20 protein-coding genes, 1 other RNA gene and 2 pseudogenes are annotated in these 21,067 nt (G+C 71.7%); 12 read left to right on the top strand and 11 right to left on the bottom strand.

Features of this window, described 5'->3' with window-relative positions:
- The first annotated feature begins 168 nt into the window (after positions 1-168).
- Complete coding sequence (locus tag ADK36_RS36580) at positions 169-1,590, top strand: MFS transporter (RefSeq protein ID WP_048586030.1); 1,422 nt, start codon at positions 169-171, stop codon at positions 1,588-1,590.
- Positions 1,591-1,635: 45 nt separating this feature from the next.
- Here the strand turns inward: ADK36_RS36580 and ADK36_RS36575 are convergent, their stop codons facing one another.
- Together ADK36_RS36575 and ADK36_RS36570 are read right to left on the bottom strand one after the other, a co-directional pair.
- Positions 1,636-2,268, bottom strand: coding sequence for a response regulator transcription factor (locus ADK36_RS36575; protein ID WP_048586029.1), 633 nt, complete (start codon positions 2,266-2,268; stop codon positions 1,636-1,638).
- 250 nt (positions 2,269-2,518) lie between these two features.
- Positions 2,519-3,748, bottom strand: coding sequence for a sensor histidine kinase (locus ADK36_RS36570; protein ID WP_107086945.1), 1,230 nt, complete (start codon positions 3,746-3,748; stop codon positions 2,519-2,521).
- Between the two features lie 340 nt (positions 3,749-4,088).
- On the opposite strand from ADK36_RS36570, the gene ADK36_RS36565 reads away from it, so the two are divergent.
- From ADK36_RS36565 to ADK36_RS36555, 3 genes are read left to right on the top strand one after another with little or no spacing between them, the layout of a single operon-like run.
- A complete protein-coding gene (locus ADK36_RS36565) occupies positions 4,089-4,946 on the top strand; it encodes a MaoC/PaaZ C-terminal domain-containing protein (protein WP_048586008.1) in 858 nt (285 codons plus the stop codon).
- Positions 4,947-4,977: 31 nt separating this feature from the next.
- Positions 4,978-6,054: a Zn-dependent alcohol dehydrogenase gene (locus ADK36_RS36560; protein WP_048586007.1), complete on the top strand. Its 1,077-nt coding sequence runs from the start codon at positions 4,978-4,980 to the stop codon at positions 6,052-6,054.
- A gap of 51 nt (positions 6,055-6,105) precedes the next feature.
- Complete coding sequence (locus ADK36_RS36555) at positions 6,106-7,044, top strand: 3-oxoacyl-ACP reductase (RefSeq protein WP_048586006.1); 939 nt, start codon at positions 6,106-6,108, stop codon at positions 7,042-7,044.
- Between the two features lie 62 nt (positions 7,045-7,106).
- Here the strand turns inward: ADK36_RS36555 and ADK36_RS49730 are convergent, their stop codons facing one another.
- On the bottom strand, positions 7,107-7,274 hold the full coding sequence (locus ADK36_RS49730) for a hypothetical protein (protein WP_199830328.1): 168 nt from the start codon (positions 7,272-7,274) through the stop codon (positions 7,107-7,109).
- 95 nt (positions 7,275-7,369) lie between these two features.
- Entirely contained in the window at positions 7,370-8,584 is a 1,215-nt protein-coding gene (locus ADK36_RS36550; RefSeq protein WP_053200657.1) for a hypothetical protein, read from the bottom strand.
- Positions 8,585-8,862: 278 nt separating this feature from the next.
- On the opposite strand from ADK36_RS36550, the gene ADK36_RS47170 reads away from it, so the two are divergent.
- From ADK36_RS47170 to ADK36_RS36535, 3 genes are read left to right on the top strand one after another with little or no spacing between them, the layout of a single operon-like run.
- Complete coding sequence (locus ADK36_RS47170) at positions 8,863-9,717, top strand: Nif3-like dinuclear metal center hexameric protein (RefSeq protein ID WP_048586004.1); 855 nt, start codon at positions 8,863-8,865, stop codon at positions 9,715-9,717.
- Positions 9,714-10,457: a zinc ribbon domain-containing protein gene (locus ADK36_RS36540; RefSeq protein ID WP_199830329.1), complete on the top strand. Its 744-nt coding sequence runs from the start codon at positions 9,714-9,716 to the stop codon at positions 10,455-10,457. The genes ADK36_RS47170 and ADK36_RS36540 overlap by 4 nt, the downstream gene beginning before the upstream one ends.
- A gap of 11 nt (positions 10,458-10,468) precedes the next feature.
- Positions 10,469-11,677, top strand: a complete 1,209-nt coding sequence (locus ADK36_RS36535) for a bifunctional RNase H/acid phosphatase (protein WP_048586002.1) — start codon at positions 10,469-10,471, stop codon at positions 11,675-11,677.
- Here ADK36_RS36535 and eda read toward each other — a convergent pair.
- The 3 genes and pseudogenes from eda to ADK36_RS47165 form a co-directional block, all read right to left on the bottom strand.
- Entirely contained in the window at positions 11,660-12,298 is a 639-nt protein-coding gene (eda, locus tag ADK36_RS36530) for a bifunctional 4-hydroxy-2-oxoglutarate aldolase/2-dehydro-3-deoxy-phosphogluconate aldolase (RefSeq protein ID WP_048586001.1), read from the bottom strand. The genes ADK36_RS36535 and eda overlap by 18 nt on opposite strands.
- A 77-nt stretch (positions 12,299-12,375) precedes the next feature.
- A complete protein-coding gene (gene yaaA, locus ADK36_RS36525) occupies positions 12,376-13,158 on the bottom strand; it encodes a peroxide stress protein YaaA (RefSeq protein ID WP_048586000.1) in 783 nt (260 codons plus the stop codon).
- A gap of 152 nt (positions 13,159-13,310) precedes the next feature.
- Positions 13,311-13,406, bottom strand: a pseudogene (locus ADK36_RS47165) (MerR family DNA-binding transcriptional regulator); the annotation flags it as partial.
- A gap of 163 nt (positions 13,407-13,569) precedes the next feature.
- Here ADK36_RS47165 and ADK36_RS36520 point away from each other — a divergent pair.
- The 4 genes and pseudogenes from ADK36_RS36520 (at position 13,570) to rnpB (ending at position 16,331) form a co-directional block, all read left to right on the top strand.
- A complete protein-coding gene (locus tag ADK36_RS36520) occupies positions 13,570-14,148 on the top strand; it encodes a Uma2 family endonuclease (RefSeq protein WP_048586027.1) in 579 nt (192 codons plus the stop codon).
- Positions 14,149-14,191: 43 nt separating this feature from the next.
- The gene (locus tag ADK36_RS36515; RefSeq protein ID WP_048585999.1) at positions 14,192-15,016 is read left to right on the top strand and encodes an AraC family transcriptional regulator; all 825 of its coding nucleotides are present in this window, start codon (positions 14,192-14,194) and stop codon (positions 15,014-15,016) included.
- A gap of 19 nt (positions 15,017-15,035) precedes the next feature.
- Positions 15,036-15,815 (top strand): annotated as a pseudogene (locus ADK36_RS51680) (DMT family transporter); the annotation flags it as partial.
- Positions 15,816-15,918: 103 nt separating this feature from the next.
- Positions 15,919-16,331: RNase P RNA component class A (rnpB, locus tag ADK36_RS36685), an RNA gene on the top strand.
- A 200-nt stretch (positions 16,332-16,531) separates the two neighbouring features.
- On the opposite strand, the gene ADK36_RS36505 is transcribed toward rnpB, so the two are convergent.
- The 3 genes from ADK36_RS36505 to ADK36_RS36495 are packed head-to-tail and all read right to left on the bottom strand — an operon-like array spanning position 16,532 to position 19,002.
- Positions 16,532-17,098, bottom strand: a complete 567-nt coding sequence (locus tag ADK36_RS36505) for a TetR/AcrR family transcriptional regulator (protein ID WP_053200655.1) — start codon at positions 17,096-17,098, stop codon at positions 16,532-16,534.
- 4 nt (positions 17,099-17,102) lie between these two features.
- Entirely contained in the window at positions 17,103-18,557 is a 1,455-nt protein-coding gene (locus tag ADK36_RS36500; RefSeq protein WP_078916644.1) for an MFS transporter, read from the bottom strand.
- A gap of 43 nt (positions 18,558-18,600) precedes the next feature.
- Positions 18,601-19,002 carry a DUF3291 domain-containing protein gene (locus ADK36_RS36495; protein WP_048585996.1) on the bottom strand — a complete coding sequence of 134 codons (402 nt, stop codon included), beginning with the start codon at positions 19,000-19,002 and terminating at the stop codon, positions 18,601-18,603.
- 122 nt (positions 19,003-19,124) lie between these two features.
- Here ADK36_RS36495 and ADK36_RS36490 point away from each other — a divergent pair, with 122 nt between their 5' ends.
- Positions 19,125-19,745, top strand: coding sequence for a MerR family transcriptional regulator (locus ADK36_RS36490; protein WP_048585995.1), 621 nt, complete (start codon positions 19,125-19,127; stop codon positions 19,743-19,745).
- Here the strand turns inward: ADK36_RS36490 and ADK36_RS36485 are convergent.
- On the bottom strand, positions 19,730-21,031 hold the full coding sequence (locus tag ADK36_RS36485) for an NAD(P)/FAD-dependent oxidoreductase (RefSeq protein WP_048585994.1): 1,302 nt from the start codon (positions 21,029-21,031) through the stop codon (positions 19,730-19,732). The genes ADK36_RS36490 and ADK36_RS36485 overlap by 16 nt on opposite strands.
- Positions 21,032-21,067: the final 36 nt, after the last annotated feature.

The raw sequence follows: 21,067 nt of genomic DNA, 5'->3' as shown, positions 1-21,067 counted from the left end.
AACCCGGTGTGCCTGGGCAACTATTCCGATGCTTTGGCCAGCTAACGATTTCTTGACCTTCTCTTGGGGAACGGGCCTGGGCCTGGGTCCTGCCTGGGTCCTTGGGAGGAGGGGACCTAGGTCCATTTCCTGATGCCAGGAGCGTCGGTCGTTGAGAGCATGACACTCATGCTCCGAGCCGCTGACGCCACCACCCGTACGTCCCGCCGTGGCGCGCCCCCCACCTGGCTGGTGGTGGCGCTCGCCTGCGCCGGGCAGTTCCTGGTCGTGCTCGACGTGTCCGTCGTGAACGTGGCCCTGCCGTCGATGCGGGCCGACCTGGCGATGAGCGCGCAGGGTCTGCAATGGGTCGTGAACGCGTACGCGATCGCCTTCGCGGGGTTCATGCTGCTGGGCGGGCGGGCCGGTGACCTGTACGGCCGTAAGCGGATGTTCCTCGTCGGGCTCGCCGTGTTCACCCTGGCCTCGCTGGCCGGCGGGCTGGCCCAGCAGGAGGGGCAGCTGCTGGTCGCGCGGGCCGTGCAGGGGCTGGGCGCGGCGGTGCTGGCGCCCTCGACGCTGACGATCCTGACGGCGGCCGTGCCGGAAGGGGCGGCGCGGGCGCGGGCCATAGGCACCTGGACGGCCGTCGGCGCTGGAGGCGGCGCGGCGGGCGGGCTCGTCGGCGGGGTGCTGGTGGATGTGCTGTCGTGGCGCTGGGTCCTGCTGATCAACGTGCCGGTGGGCGCGGTCGTGCTGGCCGGCTCGGTGCTCTGGCTCGTGGAGAGCCGGACCGGGGCGGGGCGGCGGCTGGATCTGCCGGGGGCGGTGCTGGTGACGGCGGGGCTCGCGACCTTGGCGTACGGCATCTCGCAGACGGAGGCCTCGGGCTGGACGGCGACGGCCACGGTCGTGCCCCTGCTCGCAGGTCTCGCCCTGATCGGCGTCTTCGTCCTCGTGGAGTCGCGTACGGCGGCTCCGCTGATGCCGCTCGGGCTGTTCCGGGTACGGGCGGTGTCGTCGGCGAACGGGGCGATGTTCCTGTGTGGGTCGGCGATGTTCTGCATGTGGTTCTTCATGACGCTGTACGCGCAGAACGTGCTCGGCTACACCCCGCTGGAAGCCGGCCTCGCACTGGTGCCGAGCTCGCTGGCCGTGCTCCTCGGCTCCAAGCTCGCGCCGCGCCTCATGCCGTGGCTCGGCACGCGCAACGTGGCGGCCGCCGGCACGCTCGTGGCGGTCGCCGGTTTCGCCTGGCAGTCCACGCTGAGCGCGGAGGGCGCGTACGTCACGTCGATCATGGTGCCGGGCATCCTGATGATGCTGGGCGCGGGCCTGGCGGCGACCCCGCTCGCGGCGCTGGCCACGTCCGGGGCGGAGCCGGGGGAGGCCGGCCTGGTGTCGGGGCTGGTCAACACCTCACGCACGATGGGCGGTTCGCTGGGCCTCGCGATCCTCTCCACCCTGGCGGCGGCCCGCTCGGGCGGCAGCGCGACGCCTCAGGCGCTGACGGAGGGGTACGCGCTGGCGTTCCGGACGGGGGCGTGGGTGCTGGCCGGGGGAGTGGTGCTGATGCTGGTGTGGCTGCCGCGGCGGCCGGCCGCTCACTGAGCCTTGCCGACAACCGAGCTGCCCTGCCGGTCACTGAGCCCTCCCCTACAGCCACCCCTGCTGCCGTGCCTCCCGCAGTGCCTCCATCCGGTTGCGGGTGCCCGTCTTGCCGATGGCGGAGGAGAGGTAGTTGCGGACCGTGGACTCGGACAGATGCAGCTTGGTCGCGATGTCGGCGACGGTCGCGCCGTCCGTCGAGGCGTTGAGGACGTCGCACTCGCGGGCGGTGAGCGGGTTGGGGCCGGCGCTCAGGGCGGCCGCGGCGAGGGCCGGGTCGATCACCGTCTCGCCGGTCAGTACGCGGCGGATCGCGACCGCCAGGTCCTCCACGGGGCCGTCCTTCACCAGGAAACCGGCGGCGCCCGCCTCCATGGCCCGGCGCAGGTAGCCGGGGCGGCCGAAGGTCGTCAGGATCAGCACCCGGCAGTCGGGGACCTGGTCGCGCAGCTCGGCCGCGGCGTCCAGTCCGCTGCGGCCCGGGAGTTCGATGTCGAGCAGGGCGACGTCCGGGCGGTGGACGAGGGCGGCGTCCACGATCGCGTCGCCGGCCGACACCTGCGCCACGACCTCGATGTCCGGTTCCATCCCGAGCAGTAAGGCGAGAGCCCCGCGCATCATGCCCTGGTCCTCGGCGAGCAGCACCCGGACGGACTTGGCGGGCCGGTGGTCCCGGGGCATCTCGTTCACGGTGCAAGAGTAGGTCCCGCGGCGCTCCACGGCCCGTGCCGTGCGGCGTAAGCCGGCCCGTCCGGTGCTCGCCCCCGCCGCCCCTACCCGTCCCATCCCTTGAAGGGGCTGCGCCCTTTCGACCCCGCTGGGGCTGCCGCCCCAGACCCCGCTTCGGCCCCGAAAGGGCCTCGTCCTCAAACGCCGGACGGGCTGAAAGTGCCTGAACCGGCGCCGGACCGATCGCTCGCCTCCGCCGCCCCTACCAAACTCCCCCGGAGGGGGTACCCCCAGACGGGCTGAGGCCCGCCGGGTCGCGCAGGTCCGTCAACTCCCATGACTCCAGCGGCAGTTCCGCGGTCACCACGAACCCGCCGCGTGGCACCGGTCCAGCCGTCAGCGTGCCGCCGGCCGCGGCGAGGCGTTCCGTCAGGCCCCTCAAGCCCGTGCCGCCGATGCCCTCGCGGGGTGTCGTGACGGGCGTGCCGGTGCCGTCGTCGGTGACGGTCAGGCGGACGTGTTCCGGGGTGCCGGAGAGGGCGATCTCGCAGTGGGCCGCGTCGCTGTGCCGTACGACATTGGTGACCGCCTCCCGTACCACCCAGCCCAGCAGGGCCTCGGTCCGCGGGGCGAGCGGAGGGCCGGAGCGGTGGATCCGTGGAGTGACGCCGGCTGCCGACAGGGCCGAGCCCGCGCGGTCGAGTTCCGTGGCGAGGGTGGCATCGCGATACCCCGTCACCGCCTCCCGGATCTCCGTGAGCGCCTGCCTGCCGACCGACTCGATGTCGCCGACCTGGGCCAACGCGGCGTCCACATCGCGGGCCGCCAGCCGCCTGGCCGCCTCCGACTTCACCACGATCACCGACAGGGTGTGACCGAGCAGGTCGTGCAGATCGCGGGAGAAGCGCAGACGTTCCTCCTCGACCGCGCGCCGCGCCAGCTCCTCGCGGGCCGCCCGCAGTTCCCGTACCGCCTCCGACAGGGACAGGATCGCCGCCGTCACGATCGTCGAGATCCACGTGGCGTACGCGATGTCCAGGCCGCCCCAGCCGTCCCGTACGAACGCCGTCGCACCGGCGAGCACGGTCACCGCGGCTCCCGTCAGACGCAGCCGCGGCATCCGTACCGCCGCCCCCGTCGCCAGCCCGAGCAGCGGGAAGAACAGCAGCCAGGAGCCGCCGTAGCCCATGCCGAGTCCGCAGGTCACCGCGGCCAGCAGGAACAGCGCCAGCTGTGTGGAGCGGGCCTCCCGCTTCTCCTTCACGAACGCGCGGGTGGCCACGTAGATGTAGAGCGAGTTGAAGGTGAGGAGTCCCAGGCCGCCGATCCATGGGTTGGGCGTCTGGCCCTGGAAGAGGTTGGAGAAGGAGCCCATCCCCAGCAGCAGCCACGGCAGCAGGGCGAAGCTGGAGGGATGCGGGCCAGGGGTGTCCGGGAGCCGTCCGGCCCGCAGCGGGGTCGGCGTGCACGACACCTTGCGCATCCAGGACATGCCCCGTCCCCCGTTCACCGGTTCGGCCTTCGGCTCGGTCTTCGGTTCGGCCTTCGGTTCCGTCCTCAGTGTCATGCCTCGGACGCTAGGGATCGAGGCCCGCGTCCGGCAGGGCCGCTTGTCCGCGCTCCGGCAGGACAAATGTCACGGGTGCTGGACCAGAAGAACCGAGCAGGCGTCGCCTGACGCACCGTCAGGAGCCTTCACAAGTGCGGTGGGCTCGGCTATACAGAGGGCGCCGGACTGGAACGCGTTCTAGATCGGCCCGCGACGACCTCGGTGCGGCCGACGGTGCGGACGGCCGTACCGGGGTCTTGACTCCGCCACTGTCAGGAGCCGTATGCCCATCGACGCAGCCAAGGCCCTCGCCGCCGGACCCCGGACCGGCGAGATCTCCTGGAACTCCAAGGACGTCCAGCTCTACCACCTCGGCATCGGGGCGGGCGTGCCGGCCACCGACCCCGACGAACTGCGCTACACCCTGGAGTCCCGGCTGCACGTCCTGCCCAGCTTCGCCACCGTCGCCGGCTCGGGCTCGCCGGGCGTGATCAGCGGACTGTCCATGCCGGGCATCGACGTCGACCTCGCCCGCGTCCTGCACGGCGGCCAGAGCCTGGTGATCCACCGGCCCCTCCCGCCGGCCGGCACGGCCACCGCGACCAACCGGATCGCCGCCGTCTACGACAAGGGCAAGGCGGCCGTCCTGGTCATGCGCACCGAAGTCGCCGACGCCGACGGCCCGTTGTGGACCAACGACGCCCAGATCTTCGTACGCGGAGAAGGCGGGTGGGGAGGCGACCGGGGCCCGTCCACCCGCCTCGAACCCCCCGCCGGTGAGCCCGACCGGACCGTCGAGCGGGCGATCCGCGAGGACCAGGCCCTGCTCTACCGCCTCTCCGGCGACTGGAACCCCTTGCACGCCGACCCCGAGTTCGCCAAGGTCGCCGGATTCGAACGGCCCATCCTGCACGGCCTGTGCACCTACGGCATCACGCTCAAGACGGTCGTCGACACGCTGCTCGGCGGCGACGTGACCCGGGTGCGCTCGTACGCCACCCGGTTCGCCGGGGTCGTGTACCCGGGGGAGACCCTGCGCATCCGTATGTGGCGGCAGGAGGGCGCCGTACGGGTCGCCGTCAGCGCGGTCGAGCGGGACGACGCGCCCGTCCTCGCCGACACCATCGTCGAACACACCTGAGTCCAGAACGCCGTACGAGGGGAGCCGCACCATGCGCGCAGCCGTACTGCACGAGATCGGCCAGGACAAGCTGGAGGTCCTCGACGACGTCGAGGCGGTGGGCTTCGGGCCCGGCAGGGTGAGGGTGCGGGTGCGGGCCACCGGGCTGTGCCACTCGGACCTGTCCGCGATGTCGGGGGTGCTTCCGCAGCCGGGGCCGTTCGTACCCGGTCACGAGGGTGCGGGCGAGATCGTCGAGGTCGGGGAGGGGGTCACCGGCCTGAAGCCCGGCGACCGCGTCGTCGTCTGCTGGCTGCCCGCCTGCGGCGCCTGTCCCGCCTGCAAGCGCGGCCAGACCGAGCTGTGTCTGGCCGGGTTCATGAACGCCGGCACCCCCAACTTCAGGCGCCCCGCCGGGGACGTCTTCGGCTTCGCCGGCACCGGCACCTTCGCCGAGGAGGTCGTGGTCGACGCCGGCTGCGCGGTGCCGATCCCCGACGACGTCCCCTTCGACATCGCCGCCCTCATCGGCTGCGGGGTGACCACGGGACTCGGGGCGGCCCTCAACACGGCCGATGTGGAGGCCGGTTCGTCGGTCGCCGTCATCGGCTGCGGCGGCGTCGGCATCTCCGCGATCCAGGGCGCCCGGCTCAAGGGCGCCGCCGAGATCGTCGCCGTCGACCCGGTCGCCTCGCGCCGCGCGTCCGCGCTCAGGTTCGGCGCCACGAAGGCCGTCTCACCGGACGAACTGGCCGACGCCAAACAGCAGGTCACCGCGGGCGAGGGCTTCGACTACGTCTTCGAGGTCGTCGGCAGGTCCGCCACCGCCCGCACGGCCTACGAGAACACCCGGCGCGGCGGCACCCTGGTCATCGTCGGCGCGGGCGCCATGGACGACTTCCTCCAGCTCAACATGTTCGAGCTGTTCTTCGACGAGAAGCGGATCCTGCCGTCCATGTACGGCGGCGGGGACGTCCTGCGCTCCTACGAGCGCACGATCGCCCTCTGGCGCGCCGGCCGCATCGACCTCGCCGGCCTGATCACCCACCGGGTGCCGCTGGCCGACATCAACGAGGCCCTGGACCAGATGCGGACGGGCACGGCGCTGCGTACGTGCATAGAGATCTGACATCGGAGGGGCGGCGTTCATCGAAGGGGCCGCATTCATCGAAGGGGTCGTATGTCACTGCCACTTGAGGGCCTGGCCGCGATCGTCACCGGCGCCGGGCGCGGGCTCGGCCGGGCCGAGGCGCTGGAACTCGCGCGGCTCGGCGCGGCCGTCGTCGTCAACGACTACGGACAGCCCGGCCGGGACGGCTCGGGGGAGGCGTCCGCCGGGCCCGCCGAGGAGGTCGCCGCCGAGATCCGCGCCACGGGCGGCACGGCACTCGCCCACACCGGCGACGTCGGCGACTTCCAACAGGCGGGCGCACTCGTCGAGTTGGCCGTCGCCGAGTTCGGCAAGCTGGACATCCTGGTCAACAACGCGGGCATCCTGCGCGACCGCATGGTCTTCTCCATGACGGAGGAGGAGTGGGACTCGGTGATCCGGGTCCATCTCAAAGGCCACTTCAACACCATCCGTTTCGCCGCTGCGCACTGGCGGGAGCGGTCCAAGGCGGCGGGCGGGCCGGTGTACGGGCGCATCGTGAACACCTCGTCGGAGGCGTTCCTCGCCGGGTCCGCCGGCCAGCCCAACTACGCGGCCGCGAAGGGCGCGATCGTCGGGCTCACCACCTCCACCGCCCTCGCGCTCGCCAAGTACGGTGTGACCGCCAACGCCATCTGCCCGCGCGCCCGCACCCGCATGACCGAGGACGTCTTCGCGGGCCTGGCCCAGCCGGAGGACGGGCTGGACCCGCTCGCCCCCGAGCATGTCGCCCCGCTCGTCGGCTACTTGGCCTCACCGGCCGCCGCCCGGATCAACGGCCGGCTGATCGTCGTACACGGCGGCATGGTGGCACTCGTCGAACGGCCGCGGATCGACGCGAAGTTCGACAGCAAGCAGGAGACGTTCACCTACGACGAGCTCGACGCGCTGCTCACCCCGCACTACGCGGAGCGGCCGGCGGGAGAGACGTTCGGGGCGGCGGAGGTGCTGGGGCTGAAGCGGGGGTGAACACGGGAACGGCCCTGCCCCCACGAGGGACAGGGCCGTTGTGCCATGGCCGGCGTGTGGCCTCAGGCCGCCGTCTCGGTCTTCTCCTCGATCGGCTTGCGGTGACGGCCGCGGGGAGCCGTCTCGCTGTCCTGGGCCGACACCGGACCCCGGTGCCTGCCGTGACCGGCGCCCTTCTGAACGTCGTGAACGTCGGCCGGCCCCGGCTGGGTCGTGCTGGCGTTGCTCATCGGAAAACTCACCCCGTCAACATGATCTTTCTTACAGCCGGGCGAGTTTAACCAGACGACCACGGGCCGAATCCAGGCGGCCACGCCAACCGCCACTAGTTCGTTACAAGACCGCCCAACGGCGCTTGCTGCAAGGGCACGGGGCGTGTCCGCGCGGGGGCCGAGGGTGCCTCCGTGAGTGCCGGGTCGGGCCGGTGGTCTTGTGCGGCGCCGTCGTGGCTCGTCGCGCCCGCGCGGCGGTAGCCGCAGTTCGAATCCGGCCCCGCGTCCCTTTGGGGCGCCTCCGTGACCGGAGTTTCCCAGCGCGCCACCCCGCACCCCACCTCGGCCGTCGCATACGGCAGTTGAAGCAACCCTTCCCGACTCCACCACCCCGCCCCGGTCAACCACCCCTCGGGCGCCGGAAGATGACGTACCTGTCGTTCGGCGGGCCGCCACACCCCCACCCGGCCGCCGACGGGCCCGTCGATGCGCAACGCCACCCCGCAGCCCTCCGGCGTCAGCACCTGACCCGGCTGGATCGCGAACGGCGTCACCGCGCAGTCGGGCATCCGCAGGCACTCCGGGAAACGCACCGGCAGCGTGCTGCCCAGCACGCCCCAGCCCAGTCGTTCCCGCCCCGGCGAGGGGGCGTCCGACCGGATCAGCAGCAGACCGCTGTCCGGGTCGGCGAGCAGCAACCGGTCGTCACTGTCGTCCGTGATCTGGAGCAGCGGCGACACCTCGCCGCCCCGCTCCAGGTCGACCACTACGGCCTTCGTACGGCCCCCGGACTCCCGGTCCAGGGCCAGCATCCGCCCGCCCCGCTCCAGCCACACCCCGCCGGAGCAGCGCCCGGGGACCTCCGCGAGCTGCTCCGGCCCGAAGGCGCCGCCCGCCACCAGCCACACCGCGCTGGAGCGCGGGCCCACCGCGAGGGCGTACGCCTTGTCGCCGCCCGGCGCCGGGGGCAGCAACCGCAGCCGGGTCCGCTCGTCCGGGCACTGGACCGCGCCCAGCAGCAGTTCACCGGTGCCGGGCCCGGTCGGATACAGCAGGGAGAAGACGTGCCGTCCGTCGGTCGGGCGGCAGATCAGGACCCGCCCGTCGCCCATCGGCTGCACCTCGGTGCCGGGTTCCTCCGGCTGGTGGGCGGGCAGCGGTACGGCGTACGGCTCGGGGCCGTCCAGGGTCCAGCGCTCCGGGAACCAGCAGTCGCCGGCCGACGCGAGACGGGCGGCGTAGGAACCGTCCGCCGTGATGGTGCATCCCGCCCGGGGCGCGTCGTCGTCCTCGTGCTCCGCCGCAGGCTCGATCGCACAGGCCGTCATGGTCCGGTCACCTCCGGTCACGAAGCTAGTTTTCGCACGCACAGGCGTGGGATCGGCAAGGTTCCGCTTCACACGAAGGGGTGGCCGAGGAACGATTCGCCTGAGGTGACGGGGGTGCTTGTGCTGGGCGGGGCCGGGTCGACGCCGCCCCGATCGCCTGTGCCACTCCTGCGAAGATCACCGCAACCATCGGTTGCGGAACCACGACGGTGATCAGCCACATCCGCGAGAGCGGCGCCGGTTCAGGTGCACAGAGGTGCCCAGGTAGCCTTGCCCTCGTGCCCCGTCTGTCTGAAGTCATCGCCGCGCTGGAGAACCTGTGGCCCGCCGAGCGGGCCGAGTCCTGGGACGCGGTCGGCACCGTCGTGGGCGACCCCGACCAGGGGGTCTCCCGGGTCCTGTTCGCCGTCGACCCGGTCCAGGAGATCGTGGACGAGGCGGTGAAGCTGGGCGCCGACCTGCTGGTCACCCACCACCCGCTCTATCTGCGCGGTACGACGACGGTCGCGGCCTCCACCTTCAAGGGCCGGGTCGTCCACACGCTGATCAAGAACGACATCGCGCTGCACGTGGCACACACCAACGCGGACACGGCCGACCCGGGCGTCAGCGACGCGCTGGCCGGCGCGCTGGACCTGCGGGTCGTACGACCGCTGGTGCCGGACCCGACGGACCCGGAGGGCCGCAGGGGCCTGGGCCGGATCTGCGAACTCGACCACCCGCTCACCCTCCGCGAACTCGCCGCCCGCGCCGCCGAGCGACTGCCCGCCACCGCGCAGGGCATCCGCGTCGCCGGCGACCCCGAGGCGACGGTCCGCACGGTCGCCGTCAGCGGCGGCTCCGGCGACAGCCTCTTCGACGACGTACGCGCCGCCGGCGTCGACGCCTTCCTCACCGCGGACCTGCGCCACCACCCGGCGTCCGAGGCCGTGGCCCACAGTCCTCTCGCGCTGCTCGACGCGGCGCACTGGGCCACCGAGTGGCCCTGGTGCGAGCTGGCCGCCGCCCAGCTCGACGAGATCTCCGACCGCAACGGATGGGACCTGCGCGTCCACGTCTCGAAGACGGTCACCGACCCCTGGACCGCCCACGCGGCATCCGCCCTCACCGACACATCTGGAGCCCCCAACTGAACGCCGCGCCCGCCGACCAGATCCGCCTCCTCGACGTCCAGGCCCTCGACGTCCGCCAGCAGCAGCTCGCGCACAAGCGGAGGTCGCTGCCCGAGCACGCCGAGATCGAGTCGCTGACCAAGGACCACACGCAGCTGCGTGACCTGCTCGTGGCCGCGCAGACCGAGGAGAGCGACTGCGCCCGCGAGCAGACCAAGGCCGAGCAGGACGTGGACCAGGTGCGCCAGCGCGCCGCCCGCGACCAGCAGCGCCTGGACTCCGGTGCCGTCACCTCCCCGAAGGACCTGGAGAACCTCCAGCGCGAGATCGCCTCCCTCGCCAAGCGGCAGGGTGACCTGGAGGACATCGTCCTGGAGGTCATGGAGCGCCGTGAGTCCGCGCAGGAGCGGGTCGCCGAGCTGACCGAGCGCGTCGGCGCGGTCCAGGGCAAGGTCGACGACGCGACCGCCCGCCGGGACGCCGCGTTCGAGCAGATCGACGGCGAGGTGGCCTCGGTGACCAAGGAGCGCGAGGTCATCGCCGCCGCCATCCCGGCCGACCTGCTCAAGCTCTACGACAAGCTGCGCGAGCAGCAGGGCGGCATCGGCGCGGCCAAGCTGTACCAGCGCACCTGCCAGGGCTGCCGCCAGGAGCTGTCGATCACGGACATCAACGAGATCCGCTCGGCCGCGCCGGACACCGTCGTGCGGTGCGAGAACTGCCGTCGGATCCTGGTGCGTACGGCCGAGTCCGGCCTCTAGGAGCCTGTGCTGTGCGGGAGTTCATCGTCGAGGCCGACGGCGGGTCACGGGGCAACCCGGGGCCCGCGGGCTACGGTGCGGTCGTGATCGACGCGGCGACGGGGCAGACCCTGGCCGAGGCGGCCGAGTACATCGGCGTCGCCACGAACAACGTCGCCGAGTACCGGGGCCTGCTGGCCGGTCTGCGCGCGGCGTACGACCTGGACCCGACGGCCACGATCCGCGTCCGCATGGACTCCAAGCTCGTCGTCGAGCAGATGTCGGGCCGCTGGAAGATCAAGCACCCCGACATGAAGCCGTTGGCCTTCGAGGCGGCACGCGTCTTCGCGGCTCCTCAGGTGACGTACGAGTGGATCCCCAGGGAGCAGAACAAGCACGCGGACCGGCTGGCCAACGAGGCGATGGATGCCGGCAAGCGGGGGGAGCAGTGGTCGGCGGCGGCTTCCACGGCAGAGCTTGCGGCGGCGGACGCCAAGGCCGAGGCCGAGGCTGACGTCAGGTCCGAGGTCAGGGCGGCCGATGCGAGGGCGGCCGATGTCAGCGCCGCCCGCACCGTGGCCGCGCCCTCGTCCGGCTGGGCCCCCGCCGACATGGGCGCACCCGCCACCTTCGTACTGCTCCGGCACGGGGAGACCCCGCTCACCCCGCAGAAGCGGTTCTCCGGCAGCGGCGGCACCGATCCGGCCCTCTCCGACGTCGGCCGGGACCAGGCCGAGCGCGTCGGTGCCGCCCTCGCCCGGCGCGGCACCATCCAGGCCGTCGTGGCGTCGCCGCTCGCCCGTACCCGGGAGACCGCGGGCATCGTCGCCGCCCGCCTCGGCCTCGACGTGACCGTCGACGAGGGCCTGCGCGAGACCGACTTCGGCGCCTGGGAGGGCCTCACCTTCGGCGAGGTCCGCGAGCGCTACCCGGACGACCTCACCACCTGGCTGGCCGACCCCGAGGCCCGCCCCACCGGCGACGGCGAGAGCTTCGCGGAGACCGCCACCCGTATCGCCGCCACCCGCGACAAGCTCATCGCGGCGTACGCCGGCCGCACGGTCCTCCTCGTCACGCACGTCACGCCGATCAAGACGTTCGTACGCCTCGCCCTGGGCGCCCCGCCCGAGTCCCTGTTCCGCATGGAACTCTCGGCGGCCTCCCTCTCGGCGGTGGCGTACTACGCCGACGGCAACGCGAGCGTACGGCTCTTCAACGACACGTCACACCTGCGCCCGTAGCCCGGCCGCCGCCCGCGCCAGCTCCTCCACCCGACCCCAGTCCCGCGCCGCCACGGCGTTCGCCGGAAGCATCCAACTCCCGCCCACGCACGCGACGTTGGGGAGGGAGAGATAGTCGGGGGCCGTCGCCGGGCCGATCCCGCCCGTCGGACAGAAACGGGCCTGCGGCAACGGCCCGTTCAGCGACTTGAGGTACGCCGTGCCACCCGCCGCCTCGGCCGGGAAGAACTTCATCTCCCGCACCCCGCGCTCCAGGAGGGTCACGACCTCCGACGTGGTGGACACCCCGGGCAGGAACGGCACCCCGGACCCCCGCATCGCCTCCAGCAGTACGTCCGTCCAGCCCGGGCTCACCAGAAAGCGGGCCCCGGCGGCGACGGCGGCGTTCACCTGGTCCGGCGTGATGACCGTGCCGGCCCCGACCACCGCGTCCGGCACCCCGGCGGCGACCTCCCGGATCGCGTCCAGCGCCGCCGGTGTCCGCAGCGTCACCTCGATCGCGGGGAGCCCGCCGGCGACGAGCGCCCGCGCCAGCGGTACGGCGTCGGAGACGTCCTCGATGACGACGACGGGTACCACGGGCGCGAGATCCAGCACGGAGGCGGGCAGGGGAGAGGCCATGCCCTCATCCTGCCGACGGTGAGCACTGTGCGCAAAGGTCATTGCGCACAGTGCAACGCGCGCCTCGTGCGGACCCGCTAGTGGATCTCCGCCACCAGCACATCCAGCGTCCACGCCTTCCCGGCCCTGGCCGGCGCCTCCACCTCCACCTCGTAACCGAGGTCCCGCAACGCCTCCACCAGCTCGGCCGGACCCTTGGGCGCGACCCCCGCCGTCAGCAGGCTCCGTACGATCCGCCCCTTCGTGGCCTTGTTGAAGTGGCTGACGACCTTCCGGGTCGGCGCATGCAGCACCCGTACCGTCGCCGTCCGCCCGGCCACCTCGCCCTTCGGCTTCCACGCCGCCGCGTACGCCGACGACCGCAGATCCAGCACCAGCCCGTCCCCGGCCGCCTCGGGCAGCACCTCCGCCATCGGCGCCCGCCAGTGCGCCCCCAGCGCCCCGAGACCGGGCAGCTTCACGCCCATCGAGCAGCGGTAGGAGGGGATACGGTCGTTGACGCGCACGGCCCCCCACAGCCCCGAGAACACGAGCAGCGACCGAGCAGCCCGCCGCTTCGCCGCCGCGTCCAGCGACGCCAGGTCGAGGGCGTCGTACAGCACGCCGGTGTAGATCTCCCCGGCCGGCCGCGCCCCGGCCGTGGGCAGCTCGACGTTCTTCGCGACTTCCCCCCGCAGCCCCTCACTGAGCCCGAGGACGTCCCGCGCCTTGTCCTCGTCGCCCCGGCACAGCTCGACCAGCTCACTCAGCACGGCCTCCCGGGCCCGGGTGAGCCCCGGCAGGGACAGCGACTCCAGCTTCAGCGAGGCACCCCGGCCGGACGAGGCCTTCCCTTCGGAAGGCGGCAGCAGGACAAGCACACGTACTCCTTCTCTCGAACTCCGCCCACCGAGGGTACGGCGTACCACCCGGCGCCCCTCGCCCCACGTGCGGCTCATACCCGCTCCTCAACGCCGAAGGGGCTGGATTGGGCCGACAGCGGGGGCCTGGGGGCGCAGCCCCCAGGGATCGGGCGCCGCTCGGGCTCGGGCAGCAGCCCCTGATGGTGGTAGTGCCGCACGGTCCGCGTGGTGACGCCGACGGCGGCGGCGAGTTCTCCGATCCGCATGGGATCAGTAGAAACGTTGACGTCGCGACAGGGTCAAGCGGACGGCTCGGCGCCTGACGCCGGTCGTGCTGCTGTGCCACGATCGAGGGAACGGTATCCGATCTCTCGGTCAGGTGATCTTCCTATGTCCCAGTCCGGCGAGCGACAGAAGGAGGGGCGTGACATGACTGCCATGGCCCATGAGCCGCTCACGCAGGAAGAGGTCCTGCTGGAGGGCTTTCTCGCCCTGGAGACCCCGGAGGGTTTCCGGGCCGAGTTGATCGAGGGGGAGATCGTTGTGACACCGCCGCCGGACGGGGATCACGAGGATTACATCGAGCTGATCGTGAATCAGGTGTACAGGCGTTCCCGGACCGACATGCAGTTCTCCGGGAACAAGGGGCTGAAACTGCAGAGCGGAGGCGGATGCCCGAAGGACCATGTGATCCCGGACGGCACCTTCGCTCCCAGGAAGCTGCGCCTCTACAGGGGCGCCGAATCCTGGATGCCCTGCGACGGCGTCGCCATGGTGCTTGAGGTGACATCCACCAAGCCCAGGGCCGACCGCGAGGCCAAGCGCCGGTGCTACGCCCGCGGCGGCATCCCGCTCTACCTGCTCGTCGATCGCGAAGCCACCTCGATCACGCTGTTCAGCGATCCCGAGAAGGACGACTATCGCGAGCACTCCACCCGCCCCTTGGGCAAGCCGCTCAGTCTTCCGGAGCCTTTCGGCTTCGAGCTGGACACGGCGGACTTTCTCTGACGCTCCCGGTGTTGCGCCTCCAGGACGACGAGAGGGGCGCGAAGTGGGGGAACAAGCGCTGTGGACCAGGGCACGGCTCGGCCGGGGCGGCCCCCCGCTCGACCTTCTGACCGCCCGCTTCGACCGGCACGTCTACGCCCCGCACGCCCACGACGAGTTCACGATCGGCGTCTGCGTCGCCGGCAGCGAGATCATCGACTACAGGGGCGACCACATACGCCCAGCCCCCGGCTCCATCGTCGTACTGGCACCGGGCGAGATGCACACGGGCGGCCCGGCCGCCGCCGAGGGCTACGCCTACCGAGCCCTGTACGCCGAGACATCCCTCCTGACCGACGGCACCCGCGGCACCGCCGTCCCGTACTTCAGTGAGCCCCTCCTCGCCGACACCGAACTGTCCACCGCCCTGCGCATCGCGCACTCCGAACTCGCCGCCTGCCCCGACCCCTTGGAGGCCGAGTCCCGCATCCCCTGGCTGCTGACGGCCCTCGCCCGCCGCCACTCCACAGCACGCGCGGCGAGCGACACGGTGCCCGGCGCCGGCCACATCGCGCACGCCCTGCGCGACCGCCTCGCCGACGAACTCACGGCCCCGCCCTCCCTCGCGGCCCTGGCCGCCGACCTGGGCCTGTCCCGCTACCAGCTCCTGCGTGCCTTCCGTACGACGATGGGGATACCCCCGTACGCCTGGCTGGCCCAGTACCGGGTGACCCGGGCACGCGGCCTCCTGGAGTCCGGCCTGCGGCCGGCCGAGGTCGCGGGGATGGTCGGCTTCGCGGACCAGGCGCACCTGACGCGTTGGTTCCGGCGGGTGCTGGGCGTGACTCCGGCGGCGTACCGCAACAGCGTTCAAGACACCGCGGCCTGACCCGGCCGAAACTCGCCGCATGACTGCACGCGGCTGGTTCCTGTTCGCCCTGATGGGCGTGGTCTGGGGCATCCCCTATCTGATGATCAAGGTGGCGGTGGCGGAGATCTCCCCGTCGGGGGTGGTATTCACGCGGTGCGCGCTGGCCGCCGCGCTACTGCTCCCCTTCGCGATCCGGCAGGGGGGCCTGACCCGGACGATCCGACGCCACTGGCGCCCGATGCTGGCCTTCGCGTGCATAGAGATCATCGGCCCCTGGTGGACCCTGACCGACGCCGAACGCCACCTGTCCAGCTCGACAGCGGGTCTGCTGATCGCAGGCGTACCGATAGTCGGCGTGGCCCTGTCCCGCTTCTTCGGCAGCGCGGAGCACCTGGGCACCCGCCGCCTGACAGGGCTGGTCCTGGGCCTGGCCGGCGTAGCGACCCTCACGGTCCCGCACCTCACCGGCGGCGACGCCCGCTCGCTGGCCGAGGTGCTGCTGACGGTGCTGGGCTATGCGACGGCCCCGCTGATCGCGGCGCGGTGGCTGAGGGACGTGCCGTCCGCGCATCTCACGGCGGCGTGCCTGTCGCTGGCGGCCCTGGTGTACGCCCCCGCGGCCGCACTGACCTGGCCGGCCGCCGTGCCCTCCGCCGAGGTCCTGGCCGCCCTGGCCGCCCTGGGCGTGATCTGCACGGCGGTCGCCTTCGTGGCGTTCCTGGAGCTGATCAAGGAGGTGGGGCCGACGCGCGCGACGGTGTTCACGTACGTCAACCCGGCGGTGGCGGTGGCGGCGGGCGCGGTGTTCCTGGACGAGCGCCTGACGCCCGGGGTGCTGGCCGCGTTCCTCCTGATCCTCGCCGGATCGGTCCTGGCGACGGCAGCCCCTCGCCGGCCGGTAACATGGTCCCCACGGCAGACGAGCCGGGCGGGCGGCCGCGTGGAGTCCCCTAGGGGGCTTCCCGAGGAACGTCCGGGCTCCACAGGGCAGGGTGGTGGCTAACGGCCACCCGGGGTGACCCGCGGGACAGTGCCACAGAAAGCAAACCGCCCGGTGCCTCGGTACCGGGTAAGGGTGAAACGGTGGTGTAAGAGACCACCAGTGCTCAGGGTGACCTGAGCAGCTAGGTAAACCCCACCCGGAGCAAGGTCAAGAGGGGCCGCCTCCTCGAAAGAGGGGCGTCCCTGCGCGGACGTTCGAGGGCTGCCCGCCCGAGTCCGCGGGTAGACCGCAGGAGGCCGGCGGCAACGCCGGTCCTAGATGGATGGCCGTCGCCAGGGGGTTCGTGAGGACCTCCTGGAACAGAACCCGGCGTACAGCCCGACTCGTCTGCCGCTGCCTGCGGCTTTGCCTGGGAAAGGGCCTCTGACCTGCGTCGGAGGCCCTTTCCGATCTTTCGGGGGCTTGCCGCGTTAGGCAGCGAAAAGTCCCTCGGGAGTCCCTCGGACAGCGCTGAAAGTCCCTGAAAAGTCCCTGGAGCGGAGGGGCGTGCTCGGGGGGTGACGGACCGCGCAGCTCCCGGAGCCGGGGTGCTACTCCAGCCGGTCCGGGAGCCGGGCCGACGGGCATGTCCTCTCCCAGACCCGGTGACCGGGTGGAAAGCCCATCGCCGTGAGGGTGTTGATGAGCAGGCCATGGGCCAGGAAGGCCGTCGTCTCCTTCTCGGCGGCCCCGAGCGGCAGATGGACGGTCTCCCGGAGCCTCATCCAGCCGGCCCGCACGACCTCGCCGAACTCGTGGTCGTCCTCCGCCTCGGCGGCCGCCACGGAGAGGTATGTCTGCAACTGCATCCGGAGCCGCTCGGGGTGTTCCGTGATCAGTCGCGTGTACGCCTGTGCCATGGCGAGCAGGGCCGCCTCGCCGTCCAGGCCCTCGGCCGCCTCCTCGAGGGCCAGCCGCGTCTGCTCCAGGCAGCGCGACGAGGCCGCGACGAAGATCGCCTTCTTGCCCGGGAAGAGGCGGAAGAGATACGGCTGCGAGACCCCCACACGCCGGGCGATCGCCTCGGTGGACGTACCGAAGTAGCCCCGCTGCGCGAACTCGGCGATCGCCGCCCGGATGACGCTCTCGCGCCGCTCCTCCGCGCTCATCCTGACCATGCGCTCACGCCTCTTCGGACTCCGTGGCCGCCGGACGGGGCCGGTGCGGGATGCCGAGGGCGCACAGCGCGCCGCCGAGGACCACCGCGACGCCCACCCACACGGCGGGGTGCAGTCCGTCGACGAACTGCCGCGGGTCCTGTGTGCTGCCGTGCGCCACGAACACGGTGCTCAGGACGGCGATGCCGAGCGCGCCGCCGATCTCCCGGACGGTGGTGTTGGCGCCGGACGCCTTGCCCGCGTGTTCCCTGGCGACGGAGCCGAGGACGACCGCGGCCGTCGGGGCGAAGACGAACCCCATGCCCACACCGGCCACGATCATCGGGCCCACCAGGGAGGAGTACGCCGTGTCGGTGTCCGCGACGAGGTTGATCCAGCCCAGGCCGACGCCCTGGAGGAAGAGGCCCAGCGCCATCAGGCGGCCGCCGCCCACCTTGTCGGTGATCAGGCCGGCCACCGGTGCGACGAACATCGGCATCAGCGTCCAGGCGAGGGTCCGTACGCCGGCCTCCAGCGGGGTGCGCGCGGGCACGATCTGGAGGTACTGGGCGAGCAGGAACAGGGAGCCGAAGACGCCGAAGTACATGGCCGCGGAGACGATGTTGGTGAGCGTGAAGGCGCGGACGCGGTAGAAGGACAGCGGCAGCATCGGCTCGGGGGTGCGGGCCTCCCAGGCGACGAACACGGCGAGCAGCACCACGCCCGCGGCGAACGCGCCCAGGACCTTCGCCGAGGTCCACCCGTCCGGCTCGCCGTGCACGATGGCCCACACCACGGCGCACAGCCCGCCCGCCGCCAGCAGCATGCCGACCAGGTCGAGGCGGACGCCGGGCAGCGAGCTCTCCCGCAGGGCGAACAGCACCAGCGGGATCGCGATCACACACACCGGCACGTTGATCCAGAAGATCCACCGCCAGTCGAGGCCGTCCACCACCGCGCCGCCCACCACCGGGCCCATCGCCACGGCCAGGCCGCTCACCCCGGACCAGATGCCCAGCGCCATGCCGCGCAGCCGCTCCGGCACCGCCTGGGACAGCAGGGTCAGCGACAGCGGCATCACGGCGGCGGCGCCGAAGCCCTGGATCGTGCGGAAGGTGATCAACTCGGCGCTGGTGTCCGACAGACCGCAGCCGATGGAGGCCAGCGTGAACACGACGATGCCGACGACGAAGACCAGGCGCCGGCCGAACCTGTCTCCGAGTGCGGCGCCGGTCATCAGCAGACAGGCGAAGCTGAGGACATAGGCGTTGACGAACCACTGCAGTTGCTGTGTGTTCGCCGCCAGGTCCACGGCCAGTGTGCGCAGGGCCGTGGAGACGACCAGGTTGTCCAGCGCGACCATGAACATGGGCACGCTGCACGCGACGATGGCGAGCCACAGGGGTGTACGGCGGGCCGCCGGGGCTGCCGTGTCGGTGACCGGCCCGTCGAGGACCGCGTTTTCTTCGGACAGTGTCATGGCGGGGTTTCTCCTAGCGGAAAAGCCGGTCCGGCGAGGGGGATCAGGCGCCGGCGTGGTCCTGTTCGGCGAGTCGGCGTCGGGCGTCGGGCCAGGTGATGGGCAGGTCGGTCGCCGGGACCTGCCAGAACGTGAAGACCGAGTCCTTCATCGTGGGACGCAGCCCCTTCATGATCGATCGGTGCGGTTCGGTCCTCGCGTACGTGTACAGAGCGTCCTTGTCCTCCCAGGCCGACAGCGTCCAGAAGGTGCGCTTGAGCGGCTCGGCGATGAGGGAGGCTCCGTACGCGCCCGGGGCGCCGGAGACTTGCTTCCATGCAGCGAGGGACTGAAGGAAGAAGCGTGGAACGTCCTTGAGGGAGCGCACCTCCAGACGGGACGCCATGACGAACGCCTCGGCGTCCGGTGCGGGCTTGTTGACGGTGGTCCAGCGCAGGGTGGGCATGACCGCGGCCTTCTCGAGTGAGCGGCAGGACGAAGAAGAGGGACCCGACCGGATAGACTGGATACCTCTACTCTCTATATTAGACAGTAGAGGTATCCAGTTTCCAGAGCGGGGCCGATCCGATGCGCATCTCCGAACTGAGCCGCCGCAGTGGCGTCTCCGTCACGACGATCAAGTACTACCTCCGTGAAGGTCTGCTGCCGGCCGGCCGCCAGACGGCGGCGACCCAGGCCGAGTACGACGAGCACCACCTGCGCAGGCTCCGCCTCGTCCGGGCGCTGACCGGCGTCCGCGGTCTGTCCGTCAGCGCCACCCGTGAACTGCTGGGCGCCCTGACGGAGCTCACCGGCGACACCCACCGCCAGCTGGGCCTCGTCCTCGGCTCCCTCCGGCTGGCCGAGGAACCCGCCGCCGAGGCCTCCGCGTCCGGCGACGTCGACGCGCTGGTCGAGGAGTTGGGGTGGGACGTGCACGAGTCGGCGCCGGCCAGGACCGCGCTGGCCGAGACCCTGACCTCACTGCGATCGCTCGGTGTCCCGCTGGACTGGCATACGCTCGTGCCGTACGCGCGGCTGGCCGAGCGGACCGCGGTCCTGGACCTCGACCAACTGGGTGGAATCGAGGACCCGTTGGAGATGGCCGAGCGTGCCCTGCTGCTGACCGTGCTCCTGGAGCCCGCGCTGCTGGCGCTGCGGCGCCTGGCGCAGGAGAACGAGTCGGCGCGGCGTCACGCGGGGGACTGACCCCGCAGCTCCCGCAACAGCTGGGCCGCCGCCTCCTTCCCTGAGGAGAACGCGGCCTCGTGCGAGCCGATCTGGTCGTGGTACTGCTGCTTGGAGTGGAAGTAGGAGCCGCAGAGCTTGACCCTGGGGCCTTCGTTGACCCCGTAGATGGTCTGCTGGACGGTGCGCATCGCCATGTCGATGACCGGATGCTCGTAGTGGAAGGTGCGGATGACGGACTCCTCGCGCACGTCCAACGGGTAGTCGAGGGTGACGAAGTAGTCCGTCTCCGACTCGAGGCCGTGCATCTTGTTCATGTAGTACGCGACATACGGGCGCGGCTGCCCGTCCACGGACACCTTGCCGTAGTTCCAGGCCTCCCAGCGCGAACGGTCGGCGGGCATCACGGACGGGTCGGTGTGCAGGATCACCGTGGAGCCGTTGTAGCGCAGGGGGGCCAGCAGGTCGCGCTGCGCCGGGGTGGGGTTCTCCAGCAGGGCCCGGGTGACGTCGGCGTGGGTGGCGGCCACGGCGTAGTCGAAGCGCTCCTCGCCGGCGGCGGTCCGTACGATCACCCCGTCCGCGCTCTGCCGGATTCCGGTGACCGGCTCCGACAGCCGGGCCTTCGGGGCGATCGCGGCGACCGCCTTGCGCACGTACGAGATCGAACCCCCGGCCACCGTCCGCCAGTCGACCCGCCGGCCGCCGAGACCGCCCTCGTCGTGGGCCATGAAGAAGGCGATCACCGTCGTCGCGGGTATCTCCCACACCAGCTCGGCGGGTACCGACCACACCGCGCTGCACAGCAGGATGAAGTAGCCGTACCGGAATTCCTGGCTGTATCCGCCGCGGTCGAGGTACTCGCCCATCGGCATGTTCGTGCGCTTGCGGAAGAAGTCCTTGCGGCCTTCCTCGTGGAAGCGGCGGGCCTCGTGCCAGATCGTTCGGAACGACTCGGGGTACCGGGCGCGGACCTCCTCCTCCGGCAGGTCCATCTCCTCGCTTCCGTACTGGAATCCGGCGTCCAGGTCGAAGAAGTTGAACCCGCTCGGCAGATGCTTCGCCTCGACGCCGAGTTCGTCGAAGAAGCCGCTCAGGTTGGGGTAGGCGGGCGGGTTGAAGACGACGAAGGCGGTGTCGATGCCGAGGGTCCGGCCCGCGTCCGCCACCTCCACGGTGTTGGCGTGGCCGCCGTAGCGGTCCTCGCGTTCGAACAGGGTGATCTCGGCGTGCTCGCGCAGGGCGTAGGCGGCGGACAGGCCGGCGACTCCGCCGCCGACCACGGCGATGCTGGGCTTGTCGGACATCGGGGTCTCCTAGGTATCGGTGGTGGGGAGGAGTGG

Origin of the sequence: Streptomyces viridochromogenes (assembly GCF_001270495.1) — a bacterium.
In the GTDB taxonomy this organism is placed as follows: domain Bacteria; phylum Actinomycetota; class Actinomycetes; order Streptomycetales; family Streptomycetaceae; genus Streptomyces; species Streptomyces viridochromogenes_A.
The sequence above is the reverse complement of the archived record's forward strand: the minus strand, read 5'-3'. Positions and strand labels throughout refer to the sequence as shown.